General features: G+C 59.7%; 22 protein-coding genes and 1 tRNA gene. 10 read left to right on the plus strand and 13 right to left on the minus strand.

Features of this window, described 5'->3' with window-relative positions; all coding sequences use genetic code 11:
- Positions 1-2: 2 nt before the first annotated feature.
- The 3 genes from QRN50_RS06780 to QRN50_RS06790 form a co-directional block, all read right to left on the minus strand.
- A complete protein-coding gene (locus QRN50_RS06780) occupies positions 3-527 on the minus strand; it encodes a DUF2937 family protein (protein WP_096127274.1) in 525 nt (174 codons plus the stop codon).
- 46 nt (positions 528-573) lie between these two features.
- The gene (locus QRN50_RS06785) at positions 574-1374 is read right to left on the minus strand and encodes a class II glutamine amidotransferase (RefSeq protein ID WP_024641148.1); all 801 of its coding nucleotides are present in this window, start codon (positions 1372-1374) and stop codon (positions 574-576) included.
- A gap of 76 nt (positions 1375-1450) precedes the next feature.
- Entirely contained in the window at positions 1451-1927 is a 477-nt protein-coding gene (locus QRN50_RS06790; RefSeq protein WP_024641149.1) for a hypothetical protein, read from the minus strand.
- A gap of 132 nt (positions 1928-2059) precedes the next feature.
- Here QRN50_RS06790 and QRN50_RS06795 point away from each other — a divergent pair, with 132 nt between their 5' ends.
- From QRN50_RS06795 to QRN50_RS06825, 7 genes are all read left to right on the plus strand, one after another.
- Complete coding sequence (locus QRN50_RS06795; RefSeq protein ID WP_057456855.1) at positions 2060-4120, plus strand: S9 family peptidase; 2061 nt, start codon at positions 2060-2062, stop codon at positions 4118-4120.
- A 76-nt stretch (positions 4121-4196) separates the two neighbouring features.
- Positions 4197-4673: a cyclic nucleotide-binding domain-containing protein gene (locus QRN50_RS06800; protein WP_003407239.1), complete on the plus strand. Its 477-nt coding sequence runs from the start codon at positions 4197-4199 to the stop codon at positions 4671-4673.
- A 66-nt stretch (positions 4674-4739) separates the two neighbouring features.
- Positions 4740-5114: a YajD family HNH nuclease gene (locus tag QRN50_RS06805; RefSeq protein WP_003317410.1), complete on the plus strand. Its 375-nt coding sequence runs from the start codon at positions 4740-4742 to the stop codon at positions 5112-5114.
- Positions 5115-5200: 86 nt separating this feature from the next.
- Complete coding sequence (locus tag QRN50_RS06810; RefSeq protein WP_054092084.1) at positions 5201-6979, plus strand: copper resistance system multicopper oxidase; 1779 nt, start codon at positions 5201-5203, stop codon at positions 6977-6979.
- 8 nt (positions 6980-6987) lie between these two features.
- The gene (locus QRN50_RS06815; protein WP_162833977.1) at positions 6988-7884 is read left to right on the plus strand and encodes a copper resistance protein B; all 897 of its coding nucleotides are present in this window, start codon (positions 6988-6990) and stop codon (positions 7882-7884) included.
- 66 nt (positions 7885-7950) lie between these two features.
- Positions 7951-8451 carry an RNA methyltransferase gene (locus tag QRN50_RS06820; RefSeq protein WP_003317406.1) on the plus strand — a complete coding sequence of 167 codons (501 nt, stop codon included), beginning with the start codon at positions 7951-7953 and terminating at the stop codon, positions 8449-8451.
- 105 nt (positions 8452-8556) lie between these two features.
- Positions 8557-8937 (plus strand): YgaP family membrane protein, encoded by a 381-nt coding sequence (locus QRN50_RS06825; RefSeq protein WP_032656448.1) that lies wholly within the window; start codon positions 8557-8559, stop codon positions 8935-8937.
- A gap of 4 nt (positions 8938-8941) precedes the next feature.
- Here the strand turns inward: QRN50_RS06825 and QRN50_RS06830 are convergent, their stop codons facing one another.
- Entirely contained in the window at positions 8942-9391 is a 450-nt protein-coding gene (locus QRN50_RS06830) for a YcgN family cysteine cluster protein (RefSeq protein WP_060408978.1), read from the minus strand.
- A 210-nt stretch (positions 9392-9601) separates the two neighbouring features.
- Here QRN50_RS06830 and QRN50_RS06835 point away from each other — a divergent pair, with 210 nt between their 5' ends.
- A complete protein-coding gene (locus tag QRN50_RS06835) occupies positions 9602-10195 on the plus strand; it encodes a nitroreductase family protein (RefSeq protein WP_003407226.1) in 594 nt (197 codons plus the stop codon).
- 64 nt (positions 10196-10259) lie between these two features.
- Here the strand turns inward: QRN50_RS06835 and QRN50_RS06840 are convergent, their stop codons facing one another.
- The 6 genes from QRN50_RS06840 to gvpU all read right to left on the minus strand — a co-directional run bounded on the left by QRN50_RS06840 (position 10260) and on the right by gvpU (position 17236).
- On the minus strand, positions 10260-11192 hold the full coding sequence (locus QRN50_RS06840) for a D-2-hydroxyacid dehydrogenase (RefSeq protein ID WP_057456858.1): 933 nt from the start codon (positions 11190-11192) through the stop codon (positions 10260-10262).
- A gap of 70 nt (positions 11193-11262) precedes the next feature.
- On the minus strand, positions 11263-11556 hold the full coding sequence (locus QRN50_RS06845) for a YcgL domain-containing protein (protein ID WP_003407219.1): 294 nt from the start codon (positions 11554-11556) through the stop codon (positions 11263-11265).
- Entirely contained in the window at positions 11553-12686 is a 1134-nt protein-coding gene (gene rnd / locus QRN50_RS06850; RefSeq protein WP_003407217.1) for a ribonuclease D, read from the minus strand. The genes QRN50_RS06845 and rnd overlap by 4 nt, the downstream gene beginning before the upstream one ends.
- Before the next feature lie 189 nt (positions 12687-12875).
- Complete coding sequence (locus tag QRN50_RS06855; protein WP_192873911.1) at positions 12876-14516, minus strand: phosphoethanolamine transferase; 1641 nt, start codon at positions 14514-14516, stop codon at positions 12876-12878.
- A gap of 232 nt (positions 14517-14748) precedes the next feature.
- On the minus strand, positions 14749-16440 hold the full coding sequence (locus QRN50_RS06860; protein WP_003409449.1) for an NAD-dependent malic enzyme: 1692 nt from the start codon (positions 16438-16440) through the stop codon (positions 14749-14751).
- Positions 16441-16753: 313 nt separating this feature from the next.
- Positions 16754-17236 carry a gas vesicle accessory protein GvpU gene (gvpU, locus tag QRN50_RS06865; protein WP_003407212.1) on the minus strand — a complete coding sequence of 161 codons (483 nt, stop codon included), beginning with the start codon at positions 17234-17236 and terminating at the stop codon, positions 16754-16756.
- 298 nt (positions 17237-17534) lie between these two features.
- On the opposite strand from gvpU, the gene QRN50_RS06870 reads away from it, so the two are divergent.
- Positions 17535-18503 carry an LLM class oxidoreductase gene (locus tag QRN50_RS06870; RefSeq protein ID WP_011267096.1) on the plus strand — a complete coding sequence of 323 codons (969 nt, stop codon included), beginning with the start codon at positions 17535-17537 and terminating at the stop codon, positions 18501-18503.
- 69 nt (positions 18504-18572) lie between these two features.
- Here the strand turns inward: QRN50_RS06870 and QRN50_RS06875 are convergent, their stop codons facing one another.
- A complete protein-coding gene (locus tag QRN50_RS06875; RefSeq protein WP_060406064.1) occupies positions 18573-19502 on the minus strand; it encodes a LysR family transcriptional regulator in 930 nt (309 codons plus the stop codon).
- A gap of 332 nt (positions 19503-19834) precedes the next feature.
- Here QRN50_RS06875 and QRN50_RS06880 point away from each other — a divergent pair, with 332 nt between their 5' ends.
- Entirely contained in the window at positions 19835-20956 is a 1122-nt protein-coding gene (locus QRN50_RS06880; RefSeq protein ID WP_096127277.1) for an alkene reductase, read from the plus strand.
- 149 nt (positions 20957-21105) lie between these two features.
- On the opposite strand, the gene QRN50_RS06885 is transcribed toward QRN50_RS06880, so the two are convergent.
- A tRNA-Ser gene (locus QRN50_RS06885) sits at positions 21106-21195 on the minus strand.
- A gap of 92 nt (positions 21196-21287) precedes the next feature.
- Complete coding sequence (gene purC / locus QRN50_RS06890; protein WP_011267089.1) at positions 21288-21998, minus strand: phosphoribosylaminoimidazolesuccinocarboxamide synthase; 711 nt, start codon at positions 21996-21998, stop codon at positions 21288-21290.
- Positions 21999-22022 lie beyond the last annotated feature (24 nt).

Here is a 22022-nt window from a genome sequence, read left to right on the forward strand (position 1 = left end):
AGTCAATTCCAGTCACGTTCCAGCTGCGGCTTGCGCCGTCCGCCGTTGAAAACCCAGCCAAGCAACAGCACGAAGCTCTCGATGACCAGCGCCAGCAGCAACGCACTGATGATGCCCCAGGCGATGACTTCGGGGGCCAGCAGAACTTGCCACGTATAACCATTGAAGGTTTCGCGACTGATATCCGGATCGGAAGAGGTTGCCACGAAGATGGCTTTGGAATACCACGGCCCCTGGAGCCCGAGCCACTGACGCTCAAGGATATGCGTGCGGTTCATCAGGGTATCGATGGTGTCCGCATCGCTGCGAAAAACCGGGTCCTCACTGCTGCGATAGTGCTGGATCAGCGCCTGGATATCGCCCTTGAAGAACTGCTGCGCAGTGGCGGTATAGCCCTTTACGGCTTGCTGCGCCTCGATCAGATGCGCTTCGACACGCTTGCTGTAGTCACTGATGAAACCGGGAATCTGGACCCCGAACAGCAGGCCCATGGTGAACAGGACCAATCGCAGATAACTTCGCAGCATCAATATCCCTCTTCTTTTTTATCCAGTAAGCCGATGTGCTGGTGTATTACGGCCTGGCAGTCTCGGTGACGGTGTCGACCGAGCCTTGCACCACGCACTCGCCCTTGCGCCACAGGCTCCACTGGCCCGGCTCATAGCGGTTCCAGTTTTCGTTCTCGGTCAAGGGCTCGGTCGCAATGACCGTGACCACGTCGTGCGGTGTGGTTTCAGCCTGAAAATCGACAATCACGTCGACATCTTTCAACCTCGCCGGACCGAACGGAGCACGGCGGGTGATCTGAACCAGTTTGGTACTGCAAAAGCAAAACAGCCAGTCACCGTCGCTCAACAGGCAGTTGAACACGCCTTTGCTGCGATATTCGGCACACGCCTGGATCAGCGTAGGCAGCAATTTCTCGACGTCGACGGGCTCGGGAAAGGCTTCGCGGACGCGATTGAGCAGGTCGCAGAATGCCGCTTCGCTGTCGGTATCGCCCACCGGCCGATAAAAGGTAACGCCCGGGGTGAAATCCGCCAGCTGACCGTTATGGGCAAAGCACCAGTTACGGCCCCAGAGTTCACGGACGAAAGGATGGGTGTTGGACAGGCAGACCTTGCCGACGTTGGCCTGCCGAATATGGCCAATCACGACTTCGCTCTTGATGGGATAACGCTGCACCAGCTGTGCGACTTCCGATTCGCTGCTGGCTGCCGGGTCCTGAAACAGACGCAGGCCACGGCCCTCGTAGAAGGCAATGCCCCAGCCATCGCGATGCGGACCGGTGCGGCCGCCACGCTGCATCAGCCCGGTAAAGCTGAAGACAATGTCGGTCGGGACGTTGGCGCTCATGCCCAGTAGTTCACACATGCTCAGGTTCTCGCTTCAAGACGTTTTGCAGCGGGTCATGCGCCGCAGTGAACAGCGCTTGCCAACGAAGCGGGATCTACAACCGCGGCTCGACCCGCGTGCCTCTGGCCGGAGGAATGGGCGCAGCGGATCTGCGGGCGTACGAGTCATCCTCGGCAAACGGCTCGTCAGCGGGGTCTGTTTCGACGGGTTGAGCAACCGGCTGCGGTTGACGTGCCTTGCGGCTACGTTCGATCGGCCAGCGGATCAGCACAAACAGCAGGTACGCGGCGAAGGCGAACATGCCATACATGGCCAGGTCCGACACGGCGGTCCAGATATTGCTGCCGACCTTGAACATCAGGTCGAGCGCAGTGATCGCCACGGCTGGCGCCATCGCGTCCTTGGCAGGGTCGACCATGGTCGGCGTAAACAGCAGCACCGCGACCGCCACCAGCAACGGCTCCTTGAGGTACCGCCACATCCAGCGGGTCATCAGAAACCATACCAGCAGGCAACCCAACGCGGCGAAGGCGTAGACGCTCCAGGCGATCAGATAGTCGTTTTCGGTCATGACGTCCGTGGTAAGCCAGGTAAAGAGGCGCTTATGATAACGGCTTTTGCCTGACGCGGCTTGCCTCGCTTCAGTATTCGGTTCAGCGTGTACCGATATTTTCCTGATTGATGCCTTAACAGAGAGCCCAGCATGTCCTTCCCGAATGCAACCTCCAGCGCCCCGATCGCTCGCAAGGCCGACGGTTCCGACCCCTACGCCTGGCTGCAAAACCGCGACACCGACGAAGTGCTCGACTACCTCAAGGCCGAAAACGCCTGGCAGGAGCAGCAACTGGCAGAACAGACCGGGTTGCGCGAAAGCCTGTTCGAGGAAATCAAGGGCCGCATCCTCGAAACCGACCTGTCGCTGCCCTCCCCCTGGGGGCCGTACCTTTATTACACCCGCACCACACAAGGCGATGAATACGCCCGGCACTACCGCTGCCCGCGCCCGGCCGACGACAGCAACACAGTGGACGAAAGCGCTGAGGAATTGTTGCTCGACCCTAACGAGATGGCCGATGGCGGCTTTTTCTCGCTGGGCGCGTTCAGCATCAGTCCCGACCACCAGCGTCTGGCCTATAGCCTGGACACCAGTGGCGACGAGGTGTACGCGCTTTACGTCAAGGAACTGAGCACCGGTCAGATCAGCAGCCTGCCCTTTGAAAACTGCGACGGCAGCATGACCTGGGCCAACGACAGCCAGACCCTGTTTTTCGGCGAGCTGGACGAAACCCATCGCCCGGGCAAGCTGCATCGCCATACCCTGGGCACGGCATCGGCCGAGCAGGTGTTCGACGAGCCGGACGGCCGCTTCTTCCTGCACTGCTTCCGCAGCAGCTCAGAGCGCCAACTGATCATTCTGCTCAACAGCAAAACCACCAGCGAAGCCTGGGTGCTGGACGCCGATCATCCGCAACAGGCCTTCACCTGCCTCGCACCGCGCAGCGAAGGTCACGAATATTACCCGGACCACGGGCTGCTCGATGGCGTCTGGACCTGGTTCATCCGCAGCAATCAGAGCGGCATCAACTTCGCGCTGTATCAGGCTGCGCAACAGGACAGTGGCGTACCGGTGCGCGAGGACTGGCAGACGCTGGTCGCGCACGACGACAAGGTCATGCTCGAAGGCGTCAGCCTCAACGCCAAAGGCATCAGCCTGAGCCTGCGCGAGGGCGGCCTGCCGATCATCGAAGTACGTCCGCAAGCGCTGCCGACCTATCGCGTGCAGCTACCTGACGCCGCCTACAGCCTGTATGTGCAGGACACGCTGGAATTCGACAGCGACAAAATCCGCCTGCGCTACCAGTCGCTGAACCGTCCGGCCCAGGTCCGTCAACTGACCCTGGCCAGCGGAGAGCAAGTGGTGCTCAAGGAAACCCCGGTACTGGGCACCTTCGACGCCGATGCCTACGTCAGCCAGCGTTTGTGGGCCACGGCCAGCGATGGCACCCAGGTGCCGATCAGCCTGGTGGTCAAGCGCGAACTGGCCGGACAGGCCACCCCGCTGTACCTGTACGGCTACGGCGCCTATGGCGAGAGCCTCGACCCGTGGTTTTCCCACGCGCGCCTGAGCCTGCTCGACCGTGGCGTGGCGTTCGCCATCGCCCATGTACGCGGCGGCGGCGAGCTGGGCGAGGCCTGGTATCGCAACGGCAAGCAGGAACACAAACAGAACACCTTCGGCGATTTCATTGCCTGCGCCGAACACCTTGTCGCCCAGGGCCTGACCAGCGCCGGACAACTGGTGATCAGCGGTGGCAGCGCCGGTGGCCTGCTGATCGGTGCGGTGCTCAACCAACGGCCCGAGCTGTTCAAGGCAGCGATTGCCGAAGTGCCGTTCGTCGATGTACTGAACACCATGCTCGACCCGGACCTGCCGCTGACCGTCACCGAATACGACGAATGGGGCAACCCGCAGGAGCCGGAGGTCTACGCGCGTATCAAGGCCTACGCGCCCTACGAAAACGTCACGGCTCAGGCCTATCCGGCCATGCTGGTCATCGCCGGTTACAACGACAGCCGTGTGCAGTATTGGGAAGCCGCCAAATGGGTGGCTAAATTGCGCGCCACCAAGACCGACGATAATCCATTGCTGCTCAAGACCGAACTGGGCGCCGGGCACGGTGGCATGAGTGGTCGCTATCAGGGCTTGCGTGACGTGGCGCTGGAGTACGCGTTTATCTTCAAGGTATTGCAGATCGCTGAATGAACTTGGTGTGAAACACCTGTCTTACTAGGATCGGGGGCAGCGGAGCTGCCCCTTTGTCAGGATTACCAGACCTAACATGTCAGAACCACTGTCCAACCTGAATAACGCCATACGCGACATGCTGCTCGATTGCGGCCTGTTCGACACCCTGCTGCCGGGCGATTTCTTTACCGTAGCCGGCTATTTCAGCATTACCGATATCGATAAAGGCGAGACCATCTTTGCCGAGGGCGACGCCGGAACCTTCATGTGCATCATCCATCAGGGCACCGTGTCTGTGCAGAAGCTTGCCGCAGACGGTCAACAGGTGGAAATCGCCGTTCTGCGCCACGGCCGCGCCTTCGGAGAAATGGCGGTGCTCGATGGCGAGCGCCGCTCGGCCAGTTGTATCGCAGCCACCAGTTGCCAGCTATTGAACCTGGGCCGTGATTCGCTGGACAAGATGCTCGAGGACGCACCGAAAATCGCCGCCAAGATCATTCGCGCCCTGGCCATCTCGTTGTCCAAGCGCCTGCGCATGGTCGATGGTCAATTACTCTCCCAACAGGTGTGAGTTTGCCCATCTGGCGCTAAACTTGTCGACATTCCGCTTTCAATGCGCACACGCACAGGTGACACCATGAGCACGGCCAATCCTCCTTCCCATACTGCCAAGCTGGACCGCATCCTGGCCGACGCCCAGCGCGACCGCGAGATGGGCTACCGCGACAAGGCGCTGCGCATGTACCCGCATGTTTGCGGCCGCTGCGCGCGCGAGTTCGCAGGCAAACGCCTCAGCGAACTGACCGTACACCACCGCGACCACAACCATGACAACAACCCGCAGGACGGCTCCAACTGGGAGCTGCTGTGCCTGTATTGCCACGATAACGAGCACTCGCGCTACACCGATCAGCAGTACTTCGCCGATGGCTCCCTGGGCAGTCCGAAAACCGCCAAGGCCACTCACAACCCGTTCGCTGCACTGGCCGGGCTGATGAAAAAGGACGAGTAACCTCGGCGCTTTCGACCAGCCACGCTCCCCTGCCCTACCCGCACTTCCCCTGGCCTGCGGCCACCCGACCGACCGGATATCTCGCCATGCCCACCCGAACCTCAAGACGAACCTTTGTGAAAGGGCTGGCCGCCAGTGGCCTGCTCGGCGGCCTCGGGTTGTGGCGCAGTCCGGCGTGGGCGGTGGCCAATCCGGGCCAGCCCAACGGGTTGTCCGGCACCGAGTTCGATCTGTATATCGGCGAAACCCAGGTCAACATCACCGGCAATGCCAAGACCGCGCAGACCATCAATGGCGGTATTCCCGGCCCGCTGCTGCGCTGGCGCGAAGGCGACACCGTGACCCTGAGGGTCAAAAACCGGCTCGACGAAGCCACATCCATCCATTGGCACGGCATCATCCTGCCGGCCAACATGGACGGCGTGCCGGGGTTGAGCTTTGACGGTATTGCGCCGGATGGCCTGTATGTCTACCGCTTCAAGGTCAGGCAGCATGGCACCTACTGGTATCACAGCCACTCCGGCTTCCAGGAACAGTCGGGGGTCTACGGGCCACTGGTGATCGACCCGAAAGAGCCGGAGCCGTTCGAATACGACCGCGAACACGTGATCATGCTCAGCGACTGGACCGACGAAGAGCCGGTCCAGCTGATGAAAACGCTCAAGAAACAGTCCGATTACTACAACAATAACCAGCGCACCGTCGGCGACTTCATCAACGACGTGGGTGAAAAAGGCTGGAGCGAGACCACCAGGGATCGCTGGATGTGGGCGCAGATGAGGATGGACCCGACCGATCTCGCGGATGTCAGCGGTGCGACCTACACCTACCTGATGAACGGTCAGGCACCGAACATGAACTGGACCGGGCTGTTCAAACCTGGCGAGCGGATCCGACTGCGGCTGATCAACGGCTCGGCGATGACGTACTTCGACGTGCGTATTCCGGGCCTGAAGATGACCGTAGTGGCCAGCGACGGCCTGCACGTCAAGCCGGTGACCGTCGATGAGTTGCGCATCGCAGTAGCGGAAACCTTCGACGTGATTGTCGAACCGGCGGAAGGTGCCTATACGCTGTTCGCCCAGTCGATGGACCGCACCGGTTATGCCCGTGGCACCCTGGCCAGCAGGCCCGGCCTGCAGGCTGCCGTTCCACCCCTCGATCCACGCCCGCTGTTGAGCATGGATGATATGGGCATGGCGGGCATGGAGCATGGCAGCATGAACCACGCCGCAGCCCCGGCAACGCACGACATGTCAGGCATGGACCACAGCAAGATGGGCCACGACGCGATGCCCGGAATGGACCACGCGCAGACGCCGGCCCAGAAAACGCCGACTCCGCAATCGCACCCCGAGAGCGAAAACAACAACCCGCTGGTCGACATGCAAGCCATGAGCACCTCGCCCAAGCTCGACGATCCGGGCATCGGCCTCAGGGACAATGGCCGCAGAGTCCTGACCTACGCTGACCTGCGCAGCACCTTCGAAGACCCGGACGGCCGTGAGCCCAGTCGCACGATCGAGCTGCACCTGACCGGGCACATGGAAAAATACGCCTGGTCATTCGACGGTGTGAAGTTCTCGGACGCCAAACCGCTGATGCTCAAATACGGTGAGCGGGTGCGTGTCGTGCTGGTCAACGACACGATGATGACCCACCCCATCCATCTGCATGGCATGTGGAGCGACCTCGAAGACGAGAATGGACAGTTCATGGTGCGCAAACACACCATCGACATGCCACCGGGATCACGCCGCAGCTATCGCGTGACCGCCGATGCGCTGGGCCGTTGGGCTTATCACTGTCACATGCTGTACCACATGGAAATGGGCATGTTCCGCGAAGTGCGGGTGGAAGAATGAGGACCTTGATGTTGAGCAGAACGCTGAATTCGCCCCGCCTGCCGATGCTGTTGCTGGCCGCCGGGCTGACCGCCACGCCGTGGGCCTCGACCTTGGCCGCCGGAATGGAGGGCATGGACCACGACAGCCATGCGATGCATATGGACGCCGGCGACAGCGAGGACACGCCCTCGACACAGGCTGCGCCCAACCAGAGCCGAACCCCGATCCCGCCGATCACTGATGCGGACCGGGCTGCGGTGTACACCATCCACGCGGGCCATCAGGTTCATGACAGCGCCATCAACAGTTACTTTCTGGCCGACAAGCTGGAATGGCAGGACGCCAACGACGGCAGCGCTCTGGCCTGGGACCTGTCCGGCTGGATTGGCGGTGATATCGACCGCCTGCTGCTGCGCTCCGAAGGTGAGCGAACCAACGGCAAGACCGAAGAAGCGGAAATCCAGGCGTTGTGGGGCCACTCGATCAGCCCTTGGTGGGACGTGGTCGCCGGAGCACGTCAGGATTTCAAACCGGGCGCGCCGCAAACCTGGGCCGCCTTCGGCCTGCAGGGCCAAGCCATTTCGGATCTGGATATCGAGGCCACCGCGTTCATCGGCGAAGCCGGACAGACCGCCGCTCGCCTGGAGGCCGACTACGACCTCCAACTGACCAACAATCTGGTGCTGCAGCCCACCGCGGAGCTGAACTTCTACGGCAAGAACGACCCGCAACGCGGCAATGGTTCGGGCCTGTCGACCAGCGAGTTCGGCCTCAGACTGCGCTACGAGATCACCCCGCAATTCGCCCCTTATGTCGGGGTGAGCTGGGACCGCTCCTACGGCAAGACGGCCGATTACGCGCGCGAGGACGACGAAGACACCCAGGACGCGCGACTGGTGGTCGGCGTGCGCATGTGGTTCTGAACACAGTCAATGGTATTGCTCCGAGGCTGCCGTATAATCCCCGGTTTTCTTCAGAGCACCCTCCCCGTGGCCAACAAACGGTACGCCTGCATCGGTCTTTACAACCCCAAGTCCCCGGAAAACGTCGGCTCCGTCATGCGTGCGGCCGGCTGTTACGGCGTGGCGTCGGTGTTCTATACCGGTAAACGCTATGAACGCGCGCGGGACTTCATCACCGACACCAAGAAAATCCATCAGGACATCCCGCTGATCGGCATCGAAGACCTCAAAAGCATTCTGCCGCTGGGTTGCATTCCGGTGGCTGTCGAACTGGTCGACGGCGCCCGCGCATTGCCCGAATACACGCACCCTGATCGCGCGCTGTATATCTTCGGCCCGGAAGATGGCTCGCTGGATCAGGAGATTCGCGACTGGTGCGAAGACGTGGTCTATATCCCGACCGAGGGCTGCATGAATCTGGCGGCGACCGTCAACGTTGTTCTCTATGACCGCATGGCCAAAGGTATCAATACCCGTTCGGGTCCGCAGTTCGGTCGCGAGAAAATTGATCCGGCCAGCGACCGCTGACGGAAAAGCATTGAACCTGTGTCGCGCATGGGCAGTCAGTTTCTGTGAATCAAGCAACTGCTTCCAATTTGCCAACTCCGACCTACTACCTCATGGAGAGCCATCATGCGCGACACCCCGATCATCGAACGCATCGACACACCTGAACTGCTTCAACGCAAACCCGAGCAGAATGTCCAGGGCTGGGAGCGTATCGGCTCGCTGGCTGGCGGCGTACTGCTGATGGGTAAAGGCGTCCGTCGTGGCGGCTTTCTGGGCCTGATCCAACTGGCCATCGGCGGCGCGGCGCTGGCACGCGGCATCAGTGGTCACTGCTCGGCCAAGAGCCTGATGGAAAAAGGCCGCAGCGATCTGCAGAGCGCACGCTCGACCATCGAACGTGCCGGTGCGCAACTGAACACCCTCAAGGACGACGCTGAACATGCCGTGAAGACGGCGGCTGCCAAAGGCGTGGAAGCGCTGACCGAGCCAAAACCGGTCATTTAAGCGTTCAACCTGCGCGAAAAATCAGGTAATCCTCCCAGTCGTCTTCGGCCACATTGTTCTCGCTGAGCATGCGACCTGACTGGGAGATACGCTCGTGATGCACGGCCGTGCGATCACCACACACTAGATGGTGCCAGAGCGGCAGATCCTTGCCCTCGCTGACCAGGCGATAGCCACAGGTCGGTGGCAGCCATTTGAACTCATCTGTCTGACCGGGCGTTAACTGAATGCAATCGGGCACCGAGGCACGACGGTTTGCGTAATCGGAACACTGGCAGGTTTTCAGATCCAGCAGCTTGCAGGCAATTCGCGTGTAATAAACCGCGTTGTCTTCCTCATCCTCAAGCTTCTGCAGGCAGCACAGGCCACAGCCATCGCACAAAGACTCCCACTCTTGGGTATCGAGCTGGTCAAGGGTCTTGCGCATCCAGAAGGGTTCAACTTTAGCGGCCATGGTTCGGACAACGGTATCGATAATGAAAAGGCCGCCAGTCTAGAGGTACACGGGGTGCGGGCCAAGCACTTGCGACTGCCGGTAGCCGGGACTTGTCAGCGACAGGGCAAAACAGTAGCGTTAACGGGTTTTCAGTGCGTTCAAGCGATGCCTGCCGACCACGGCCCATCAAGCCACGCTCGTTTTCAACCTTCGCTATCAAGGACTCTCATGAGCACGAACCCTCGCATCGCCGATCACCCGATCGACCCGCAATTCACCGAACGCTGGTCGCCACGCGCCTTCAACGGCCAAAGCATCGACCAGGAAACCCTGCTGAGCTTTTTCGAAGCCGCACGCTGGGCGCCCTCGGCGTATAACTCGCAGCCTTGGCGCTTTCTCTATGCACGTCGCGATACGCCGAACTGGGAGCGTTACCTGGGCTTGCTGAACGAGTTCAATCGCAGTTGGGCGCAACACGCAGCGGCCTTGGTGATCGTCATTTCCAAGACCACCTTCGTCGCCCCCGGCGCAAGCGAAGAGAGCCCGGCCCTGTGGCACACCTTCGACACGGGTTCGGCATGGGGTTACCTGGCACTGCAGGCCAGCCTGAGCGGCTGGCACACCCACGGCATGGCCGGTTTCGATCAGGATCTGACCCGCAAGGAACTGAATATTCCCGAGGGCTACGCAGTGCACGCGGCCATCGCAATTGGCAAGCTGGGTGACAAATCGACCTTGCCGGACTACCTGCAAGGCCGCGAAGTGCCAAGCCCGCGCAAGCCGCTGGCAGAACTGGCCGCCGAAGGTGATTTTTCGCTGTAACCACTGGTGCAGTAATCGATGCCTGCGAGCCGACGCCTGAAACGTCGGCTCGCTGGCAAGGGCGTCAGTAACCTCGCGAAAAATCGACCTCGCCGCGCAGCGTTTCTCCGGCCTGAAAAGCGTTCAGGTTATGCACGAAAAGCTCGGTCATGGCCACAGGTGAGGTAGGCGCCGAGCTGTGACCGGTCAACAGCAGACCGTAGGCAGTCCAGAACGGATGCCGCTGCGGCAAAGGCTCCTGACGGCAGACGTCAATCACCGCGCCAGCCAGATGCCCTTCCTTCAACGCCTCGACCAGATCTGCGTCGACGACCGCCACCCCGCGTCCGACGTTGATAAACAGCGCCGTGGGCTTGAAGCTGGCGAACAGCTTCGCGTTGTACAGGTCGTGCGTCTCGGGCGTGTTGGGCAGCAGGTTGATGACGTAATCCATCTCGCCGAGCAGACGCGTCATGTCTGACAGCGCCGTCACTTCGATGAACGGCTCCTGAGTGCGCGCACTGGAAGCCACACCGTACACCTGCACGCCGAACGGCAGGAGGAACTCGGCAACGCGCTGACCGATATCACCGGCACCGACGATCAATGCCTTGCGGCCCGACAGGCTCTGCCCGGTGCGGTTGTCCCACTTGCGCTCGACCTGGCTCATCAGGCGCGCCAGCACCTCGCGCTCATGGCCAAGCATGTAGGTCAAAACGAATTCGGCCATGACCTGACCGAAAATCCCGACTGCACGGGTCAGGCGATAGTCGCGCGACAGGCTGTCAGCCAGCAGCGGTGTGATGCCCGCCCAGGTGGATTGCAGCCATTGCGGCGTGTGCCCCTGCCGCAACAGGTTGGCCATCAGGTCCGGCTGCCCCAGCCAGACCGGGCAGTCGCTGGCCATGCGCGACAATTCGGCAGAATCGCCAGTGCTGAAAACTTCCAGATCAGGCGCAGCCTTGCGCAACAATTGGGTGTAAACGTGGTAATCGTGCTCGGCAATCAGAACGCGCATGTTTCAAAAACCTTAAAAACAGGACAGGCAACCCACGTCGATGTGGGCCGCTTTACAACGTGAGCAACGATTACATGGGATCGTTGCGGCGCAGCAGCTCTTCGGGCAAGTGCTCGATGTAATCGTCTTCAGCCGGCGGCATCTGCAAGTGATAGCCCTGGCTGTCGAGGTTCTCCAGCACCACATTGATATCTTCGCGCGACAGCGCCCGCTCGGGGCTCAGCACCAGATCGAACGCATGAACCGGCTTGCCGAAGGCCACCAGCAGCTCTGGCGGCACACGCTTGAGGACGTCGCTTTTCAAAACGTAAAGGTACATCTCGTTTCTTTTCGGGCTGCGATAAATCGAGCAGATGCGCTTCAAGACGGTTCTCCGGGGGTGGCCAGGCTGTCCAGCAGCGCCTGACCCATCAACTCGCGACGCCAGCCACGCAGCGAGTCGGGCAATTGGTAAGGACCGTCGGGGTAGCCGCTCTTGAGCAGGGCTTCGAGGGTCTTCTTGCGCAGCATCAGCTCCGGCGCCATGTCCAGTTGCTCGGCGTATTGCTGGCCGATTGCGCGCAGACGCTTGATCGACCCGGCCGCATCAATGGGCAGTGGCTCGGGCAACGCAGGTGGCCACTCTTCGGGAGGCAACACGCTCGCGGTCTTGATCAGCTCGAGCAGAAACTCGCCGTCATGACGGACCGTACGCGGGTGCATGTCCTCGATCCGCGCCAGCGCGCCGAGGTTGTCCGGCTGGGTCTTGGCCAATGGCCAGAGCGAGTGCTCACGCACGATACGGTTGCGCGGCAGATTACGGGCGCGCGCCTCACGCTCACGCCAGGCACACAACTCGCGCAGCACCGCCAGCTGGGCGCGGGACAGCTTCCAGGCCAGCTTGGCGTCGCGATACACCTCGTACGGGTCCACCTCACGGCGCAGGTTGGCGACCAGTTCGGCGCCGTCATCCAGCAGCCAGGCGTATTTGTCGTCGGACAAGCGCGGGCGCAGGATGGTGAACAACTCGGCCAGGTGCACGGCGTCTTCGGCAGCGTAGCTGACCTGCGTTTCCGACAACGGGCGTTGCAGCCAGTCGGAACGGGTTTCGCCCTTGGGCAGGTCGATGTCGAGGACCTCCTGCACCAGGCGCGAGTAGCCCATGGAAAAACCGAGGTTCAGGTAGGCGGCTGCCAACTGGGTATCGAACAGCGGAACCGGCAGGCTGCCGGTCAGGCGCAGCAACACCTCGAGGTCTTCGCTGCACGCATGCACCACTTTGATGACGTCGGGGTTTTCGAGCAACGCAGACAGCGGCCGCCAGTCGTTGATCAGCAACGGATCAATCAGCCAGGCGCTCTGCCCGTCGCCGATCTGCAGCAGCGCGGCGATCGGATAAAAAGTGTCGACCCGCATGAACTCGGTGTCGAGCGCCACGAAAGGCAGTGACTGCCATTGTGCGCAATGCCGGGCGAGGCTGTCGTCGTCGCGAATCCAGTGAATATCGATGGCCACATGGCTCTCCCTTCAACAATGGCGCGCAGTATATATCGTCATGGGAGATTATCGCGCGTCTGTCGTCCGGGTCTGGCCCATCTTCATGCAAATGACGGACGGGAACAGCGACTGCCGGGCAAACGCGCTGCCGATGATCGTCCCCATAACGTGAGAGGACGATCAATACCCGGAACGCCGCGCACGTGGTTACTTGTCGGTGGCCGCCAACTCGCTGCGGCACCCGGCAAACATATCGAGGCTGGGGTCATAAACCTTGGTATCGACTTTCAGCAGGCCGAGCATGGAATGGAAAAGATTGTCCTGACTCAACGGTGCGTTACGCTGTTTGGCCAGGCACTCCGGCGTGACGGCAAAGGACTTCTGATAGGTATCGGACAACCAGACCATCATCGGCACATGCTTTTGCTGATCGGGCGCCAGCACATAAGGCGTGCCGTGCAGGAACAGGTTGTACTCGCCCAGCGACTCGCCATGGTCCGACAGGTAGACCATGGCGGTATCGACCTTGTTTTGATTGGCGCGTAAAAGATCAATCAGCGTGGACAGTACATGGTCGGTGTAAAGCAACGTATTGTCGTACGCATTGACGATGCTGTCCCGGCTGCAATTGTTCAGCGCATTGCTTTCACACACCGGGGTAAAATTTTCAAACTCTTTTGGGTAACGTTTGTAGTATTCAGGCCCGTGGCTGCCCATCTGGTGCAGAACAAGCACCGTGTCCTTGTCGAGACTGTCGATAAAGGTCTGCAGGTTTTGCAAGAGTATCTCGTCCCGGCATTCATGGTTGTTGCACAACAGCGGGTCCTTGAGATTGCTCACGTCCTGGAAGGTCACTCGATCACAGGTGCCTTTGCAGCCGGCCTGATTGTCACGCCATATCACGTCTATGCCCGCGCGTTTCAGTACATCCAGCAAGCCTTCCTGATTGCGCGCCTGGGTAGCGTTGTAATTCTTGCGCCCCATGTTGGAAAACATGCAGGGCACCGACACGGCGGTTTCGGTGCCGCAGGAATACACATCGGTAAACGCCACCAGCCCGCTTTCCTTGTTGAGGTTGGGCGTGGTGTTACGACCATAGCCAAGGATCCCGAAGTTCTCGGCCCGGGCACTTTCGCCGACCACCAGCACGGTCAACGATTTGCGAGCATGCGTGGCCCAATCCGCAGAACGTTTGGCGTCCTCGCCGATCTTGACGAACGGGCGCCTTGCAGAGAGCACCTGCTCACTCAGGTAGCCCAGCGACGCACCAATGTAATTGCTTGGCACCACCATCAGGCGCAACTCATGGTGATTGCGAAACAATGACGACAGCCCCTGGTAATTGGCCAGTGCAACGCCGCCGATTGCCACGCAGCACGCAACCGTCACCAGCAGTTTGCTGAACAGTTCAAGGTGCCAGCGACGGTAGCTGATCGGCAGTTTCCAGAGTATCAGCGAGGGCACTACGCCGAGCAGAAGGATATACAAGGCCAGTTTTAAAGACAGCAGCCCCTGCACTTCCGTAACGTTGGTTTCGGCGAAGTTTCGAAACATGCCAGCGTCGATCATGACCCCGTATTCGGTCATGAAATAAACCACCCCCGCGCTGATCATAAACAGACTGATCAACACCGGTTTAAACACACGACGGAATGCCAACAGCGTCAGCACGATATTGAACACGCAGAAAATCATCAAGCCAAACGCAAAGCGCATGGCCAACCCTTTACTATCGGCGCTGGTAATCGAGAAAAGATGCTGCCAGAGATTGATATTGAAACCCAGTAACAGAAACGCACTGGCAAGTAGGGTTACAACTTCTGGACGAACAGTTCTGGGTGTCGGCATCGTGGTCTGCTTATCGAATGAATATGCATCGGGCATTCAGGAGCCAGTGAACTCCCCGATGGCGCGCACTGTAGGCAGCGCATCATCAATTTTATGTGAAAATGGTGAGAGGATTGGGTTGAATGAAGCTTATTTCACTGTAAAGAAATTCGTTGCAGCATTACAGCATTTGCAGAGCAGCGTGTCTCCGCAAGCAAGCTTGCGGAGACGTCATCCTTTCAACCGCGCCTGATCAGACCGAGCGACGGCGGTAGGCCCGGTAGCCCGGCAACCAGAAATTACGCTCGATGGCCTCAAGCAGTGCCTCTTCGGTAGTTTCCAGCGCCAGCCCTTCGGCTTGCGCTTCCCTGGCCACAGCCAACGCGATCTTGCGGCTGACCTGCTGGATTTCCTTGAGCGGCGGCAACACCGCATCGCCCTTCCCTGTCACCATCGGCGAGCACTCGGCCAGCGCATTGGACGCCGCCATGAGCATCCGGTCAGTGATGCGCGATGCCTTGCAGGCCACCACGCCGAGGCCGATGCCCGGAAAGATGTAGGAGTTGTTGCACTGGGCGATATGCACCGTGCGACCGTTGATTTCCACTGGCGCAAACGGACTGCCGGTGGCCACCAGCGCATTGCCGTCAGTCCAGCGCAGGATTTCTTCCGGCGTGGCTTCCACTTTGGACGTCGGATTGGACAGCGGCATGACCAGGGGTTTGGCACAATGCTTGTGCAGTTCGCGAATCACCTGCTCGGTGAACAGACCGCGCTGCCCGGATACGCCGATCATTACTGTGGCACCGGCGTGGGTGACCACGTCGAGCAACTGCGGGAAGGCTTCTGATCCGGCAGTCCAGCCAGACACGTCGGCGGTCTTTTGCGCCAGTCGTTTCTGGAAGTCGAGCAGGTTGTCCATGCCTTCGGTCAACAGGCCGAAACGATCAACCATGAAGATACGTTTGCGCGCTTCGCTTTCGCTCAGGCCTTCGATGCGCATCGCTGCGATGATGTGCTCGGCGATCCCGCAGCCTGCCGAACCGGCTCCGACAAACACCACCTTCTGCTGGCCGAGGGTTTCATTCTTGGCCTTGCAGGCCGCCAGCAACGTACCCACGGCAACCGAAGCGGTGCCCTGGATGTCATCGTTGAAGCAGCACAGTTCGTCGCGATACTTTTCGAGCAGCGGCATGGCGTTGGACTGGGCGAAATCTTCAAACTGCAACAGCACGTCCGGCCAGCGACGCTGCACCGCGTCGATGAACAGCGCGATGAAGTCTTCGTATTCCTTGCCCGATACCCGCTCGTGACGCCAGCCCATGTACATCGGGTCGTCCAGCAGCTCACGGTTGTTGGTGCCGACATCCAGCACGATCGGCAGCGTGTAGGCCGGGCTGATCCCGCCGCAAGCGGTGTACAACGACAGTTTGCCGATCGGAATGCCCATGCCGCCGATGCCCTGATCGCCCAGGCCGAGAATTCGCTCGCTGTCGGTCACGACAATGATCTTGATCCGGTCCTTGGTCGCGCTGCGCAAAATGTCATCGATGCGGTCACGCTCGGGGTAGGAAATGAACAGGCCGCGATGCGTGCGGTAGATCTTGGAGAATTCCTGACAGGCCTGCCCCACCGTCGGCGTGTAGATGATCGGCAGCATCTCGTCCAGGTGGGAGTCGAGCAGACGGAAAAACAGGGTTTCGTTGTTGTCCTGGATCGAACGCAGGTAGATATGCTTGTCCAGGTCGCTCGCACACTGTTTGTACTGGCTGTAGACCCGGGTGACTTGCTCTTCGATCGTCTCTACGTTCTGCGGCAGGAGACCGATCAGATTGAATTCGACCCGCTCTTGCGGGGTGAAGGCACTGCCTTTGTTCAGCAGGGGCATTTCCAGCAGTGAGGGTCCTGCATAGGAAATGTACAAAGGTCGCGAAGTTTTGGTCATTTTCTCTAATCGCCTTTTTCGTCTACTCATTAATTCTTTACGTCGACCGGGGCGGGCAGCCTGGCTCAGTTCTTGTTGTTTTTTCTTGTCGCCAGTTCTCTATCAGGCCATGCCGAAAACCATTCGGCGGATAAGGTCAGGGCAGACATATTACTCGCCTGACAGCGGCTTGCGACATTTTGTCGCGCAAAGAGTGGCTAAGTGACGCTATTGCAGGCGCAGCATCCCATGACCAGCCGGTGCAGTCGGCACGCTGGAAGGCATCATGGTCTCGGGTTGAAAAAGCCCCGACGGACGTCGGGGCTTCATGGGATCAGGCTGCGCCAGGCTTTTCAGCGATAAGCCCGATGGTGAAACCGTCGACTGCCGAGATCCGGCCCCGCCACAGCACACCGGCGTCACAAATCGGGTTGCCATCGGTGGAATAGGTGCGGCAGTCCTTCAAGTGAAGGAAATGGAAGGCCGGGGTGTCTTCAGACGACTCACCGGGCTTGAAGGACAGGATCATCTCTTTCATGGTCGCGTCGGTACCGTTGGCGAACGAGCTGAACGGTGCCGAGATATCGTCGGCCAACTGCTCGAAATACGCATCGTGAGAAATCAGATGCCCGGAAACCAGATTCCCGCCCACCGACAGCGTCACGCCCATCTCAACCTTGGTGTTGGCAACAAACTTGACCAGCCATTGCAGCAACCAGTCGATCTGCTTGCCCTGCCACTTGAACTGAGCAATCACGTCATCGTGGCTCTGGCTGGGAGAAGGTTGCGACTTTTGTACCTGATCTACGTCCGACATCTGATAGCTCCTCGCCTCACAAAACGTTGAACCCAAGGTATAGATCAGATCGGGCGAAAGCGAAACCGGGAGGCAGGATTAGTTTGCGAATGGCCAAAGGGTAGGTATGAAAACCACGTAATTTCGCAGGAGGACGATGTCAGTGCTTGTAATCTGCATGGGCAGCCAGTCGTTCGCTCAACTGTTGCAGACAGCATATTGATGATTTTTTTTCACAATGACTGATCCAAAAGATCGGAGATCCGCCTAAAGGTCATCTATAGAATCGAATGATCGATTTCCGAAACGGAGTAAAACGATGACTCAGAACAATCAATCGCTCAGCCTGGAGAACCATACGGCGTTCAGCGGTACATTCCAGCCTGATCAGTTGACCATCGGATTCATCTCGCCCGCGCGGGGCTATCCTGACGGCCCTTTTCCCAGCCTGGAGGACCAGGCCGAGATCGTGCAGCGCCTCGATCAGAGCGATGCTGCGGCGCTGTGGCTGCGCGATGTGCCGTTTTACGATCCGTCATTTGGCGATACCGGCCAGGTCCTTGATCCGCTGGTATACGCGGGCTGGCTGGCAGCGCTCACTCATAGAATCGCCATCGGCACTGCAGGCATCGTCAGCCCGTTGCGAGAGCCGGTTATCACCGCCAAGCAGATCGCTACGGCGGACCAACTCCTGGGAGGCCGCTTTCTCGCTGGCATGGCTTCGGGTGACCGGGCAACAGAGTACCCGGCTTTCGGGGTCGACTTTGCCAGCCGGGCGGAACGCTATCAGGAAGCGCTAACGCTGATCAAAACGCTGATTTCAGAGTCGTTTCCGCGCCTGAAGACACAGCATTTCGGCCAGTTGCGGGGCGATATCGATCTGGTCCCCAAACCCGCAGCCCAACGCGTCCCTATCATTGCCATCGGTCGTGCTGGACAGAGCCTGGAGTGGCTTGCAGCCAATGTAGATGCCTGGATCTGGCATGGCGACGCGCTGCGCATGCCGGAGGCTGTACCGCATTGGCGTGAGGCAACCGCTTCCAGGGGATTCGTCCCTTTCGGCTATGGCGCGATGTTCGATCTCGACACCAATCCTGACGCGCCGCTACAAACGGGGCGGATGCTGCGGGGCGGTCGAAAGGCGCTGAAAGACTTCTTCTCGCGGCAACGCGAAGCAGGGATCAATCATGTCGCATTGAACCTCAAGCCCACGCGGCGCCCCTCTCTGGAGCTGATCGATGAACTTCAGGAGCACATCCTCCCCGAGTTTTCGATCACGTCAGGCTGAGGAGACAGGGACGGCTTCGCGCTTCTGTGTTGTCAGCGGCTTTGCGATCATCCCCGATTCAATGATTATTCAAGCCCGCTCAACTCGCCCGGCAGGCGTGAGATTGGCTCCCAGGTAGGCGACCAAAGCGCTGACTTTTGGCAGCGCCTCGCGACTCCGAAGCCAGACAAGATTCATCGGAAGGCCTTCGGTAGCAAGATCCGGCAGCACCTCCACCAGCCTGCCGCTGTTCAGATGCCCCTGGACCAGCCAGGTCGGTAGCTGAGCGATGCCAAGCCCCGCCAATACCGCCATCACCTCACCCTCTCCGTCTCCCACGGCAATGTGCGGATGCATGATCCTGCGCTCCATATCCCCTGGTTGGCGACCCTTGAAATACCAGGGGATCGCCATACCGTCATTTTGCCCATAGCCGATGCACTGGTGAGCATCGAGGTCTGACACCGTTTTGGGCTCGCCATGTTGGTTCACATACTCGGGCGACGCGCAAAAAATCAGCTTCTGCGTTCCAAAAAACTGGTGAGCGATGGCGGCTGGCCAGGCATCTGAACCACCGATCCTGACGACGATATCGATGCCCTCGTGCACCGGGTCGACGTAGCGATCGGAAAAAGACACATGGGGCTGCAGCCTGGGGTGCTGCTTCATGAAATCAAGAATCAACGGCAAGACATGTAAACGCCCGTACGAAGCTGGCAAATCAATACGCACCTTGCCCTGTGGCTCGGTCTGGGTCGAAGTCAGCGCAATCTCGACTTCCTCCAGATCCGAAAGGACCGTTGTGCAGGTACGGTAGAAGGTTTCCCCTGCCTCGGTGAGCGACAGCCGACGCGTAGTGCGCTGGAACAACCGGGTGCGCAGACGCCCTTCCAATCGCGCAATGCTCTTGCTGATCGCCGAGTTGGTCAGGTTCAACCGTTCAGCTGCGGCCGTGAAGCTGCCCATGTCGGCGACGATGACGAACACATCGATACCCTTGAGGCGCTCAGACGAAAACATAGACACTCCGATTATTGAATTCCATTCCACTCACTTGATAGAAACCAGCAAAAATCAAACGCCATTTCTCCAATAGACTATGTCAAAACCTGTTCGGATTGAAGCCTCATACAGCGCTGAACTGGCCCCGGACAACACCTCACGCTCGGACTATCAGTCCTGATGATGGCGGTCGCAACATCCCTGCTGGGCAAATTGGCGAATGGCTAATGGGCTTCGGAGTGCTCATTGCGCTACCGCTGACACGTCGCCAGTAATCCCCTGACAGCCGCCGTCCCAAAGGCTGCTGCCGTCATTGTCCTTTTGATTCCCCCTCCACAGGAGAGACTGCCTTGACTCTGTTCAATGAATTCAAACTCGGCAACACGCCCCTCAGCAACCGCGTCGTCATGGCGCCAATGACCCGCTCGCGTGCTCCGGAGGATATCGCCACCGAACAGATCGCGCTGCACTACACCCAGCGCGCCACCGCCGGCCTGATCGTGTCGGAAGGCACGCCGATCTCACGCGAAGGCCAGGGCTACCTGTTCAATCCAGGCATCTATACCCCGGAGCAGATCCAGGGTTGGAAGCTGGTGACCGACTCGGTCCACAGCGTCGGCGGTCGCATGTTCGCGCAGCTCTGGCATGTCGGCCGTGTGTCTCACACCTCGATCCAGATCGACGGCCAAGCACCGGTCAGCGCCACCACCAGACAAGCACAGGGCGCAGTCGCATTCGCCTATGGAGAAGACGGCGAACCCGGCTTCGTGCCCACCTCCGTGCCGCGCCCGCTCACCACCGAAGAAGTGGCGCGAGTCGTCGAGGATTTCGCCCAGGCCGCGCAGAATGCGATCGACGCCGGTTTCGACGGCGTGGAAATTCACGGCGCCAATGGATACCTGCTGGAGCAGTTCCTCAACCCGCAGGTCAACGACCGCACCGATCAATACGGCGCAAGCAACCTGCAAGATCGGCTGCGCTTCGTCTTCGAAGTGGTCGATGCTGCCTGCGCCAGAATCAGTGCCGACCGCGTCGGTATTCGCATCTCGCCCTATGGCCAGTTGTTCGACATGCCGCTCTACCCGGAGATCGACGAAACCTACTCGGCGCTGTGTGCAGGCATGCGCGAACGCGGCATCGCCTATGTACACGTCATGGACCAGACGCACTTCTTCATGGCCGGCGAAAGCTCGGCCGCGCAAGAACAGGCACTGCGCAAACTGCTCAAGCACTGCAAGGCCGAACTCGGCAACACCGCGCTGATCCTCGCCGGCGACATGACCCGTGAACGCGCTGATGCGCTGCTGGAAGAAAACCTGATCGACCTGGCTGCGTTTGGCCAGCCCTTCATCGGCAACCCCGACCTGGTCGCCCGCCTGAAAAACGGCTGGCCCCTGACGACCCCGGACCGTGACACCTACTACGGTGGCGATGCGCACGGCTACATCGACTACGCGCCCTACCGCGCTTGACCTACTGGCCGGGACGCCGCGTTCGAGCGGTGTCTCGGCTGGGTTCATGGTGAAAGCCGACTTTCAGGATAGAAGTGAGGGGCGGGCTGAGGATCATCAAATCCCGGAAACCAAAAAGCCCCGCATTGCGGGGCTTTTTGGATAAATAATGGCGGAGAGATAGGGATTCGAACCCTAGGTACCGGTGAAGGTACAACGGATTTCGAATCCGTCCCATTCGGCCACTCTGGCATCTCTCCAACGGCGCGCATCATAACAGCATCAACGCAGAAGGCGAAGCCCTTCTGCTGTTTTTTTTCGTGCTATCAAGCGCTTGCGTGTTTTTTTCCGCTTACAGCGGCACGCCCAGACGGTTTGCGACTTCTTCGTAGGCTTCGATGACGTCGCCCAGACCCTGGCGGAAGCGGTCCTTGTCCATTTTCTTGCGGGTGTCCTTGTCCCAGAGGCGGCAGCCGTCCGGGCTGAATTCGTCGCCGAGGACGATTTCACCGTGGAATACGCCGAATTCGAGTTTGAAGTCGACCAGCAGCAGGCCGGCGTCGTCGAACAGCTTGGTCAGCACGTCATTGACCTTGATCGACAGCTCTTTCATGCGAGCCAGTTGCTCGGCGGTGCCCCAGCCGAACGCCACAACGTGGGATTCGTTGATGAACGGGTCGCCCTTGGCGTCGTCCTTGAGGAACAGTTCGAAGGTGTAAGGGTTGAGCCTGGTGCCCTCTTCGATGCCCAGACGCTTGACCAGGCTGCCAGCCGCGTAGTTACGCACAACGCATTCGACCGGGATCATGTCGAGCTTCTTGACCAGGCACTCGTTGTCGCCCAGCAGCTTGTCGAACTGGGTCGGAATACCCGCTTCTTCGAGCTTTTGCATGATGAAGGCGTTGAACTTGTTGTTCACCATGCCTTTACGGTCGAGCTGTTCGATGCGCTTGCCGTCGAACGCCGAGGTGTCGTTGCGGAACAGCAGGATCAAGCGGTCAGCGTCGTCGGTCTTGTAAACCGATTTGGCTTTGCCGCGGTAGAGTTCTTCACGTTTTTCCATGATGGGCTCCGCTTGCTAAGTAGT

It is taken from the genome of Pseudomonas sp. MEJ108 (assembly GCF_030208985.1).
Lineage (GTDB): Bacteria > Pseudomonadota > Gammaproteobacteria > Pseudomonadales > Pseudomonadaceae > Aquipseudomonas > Aquipseudomonas fragariae.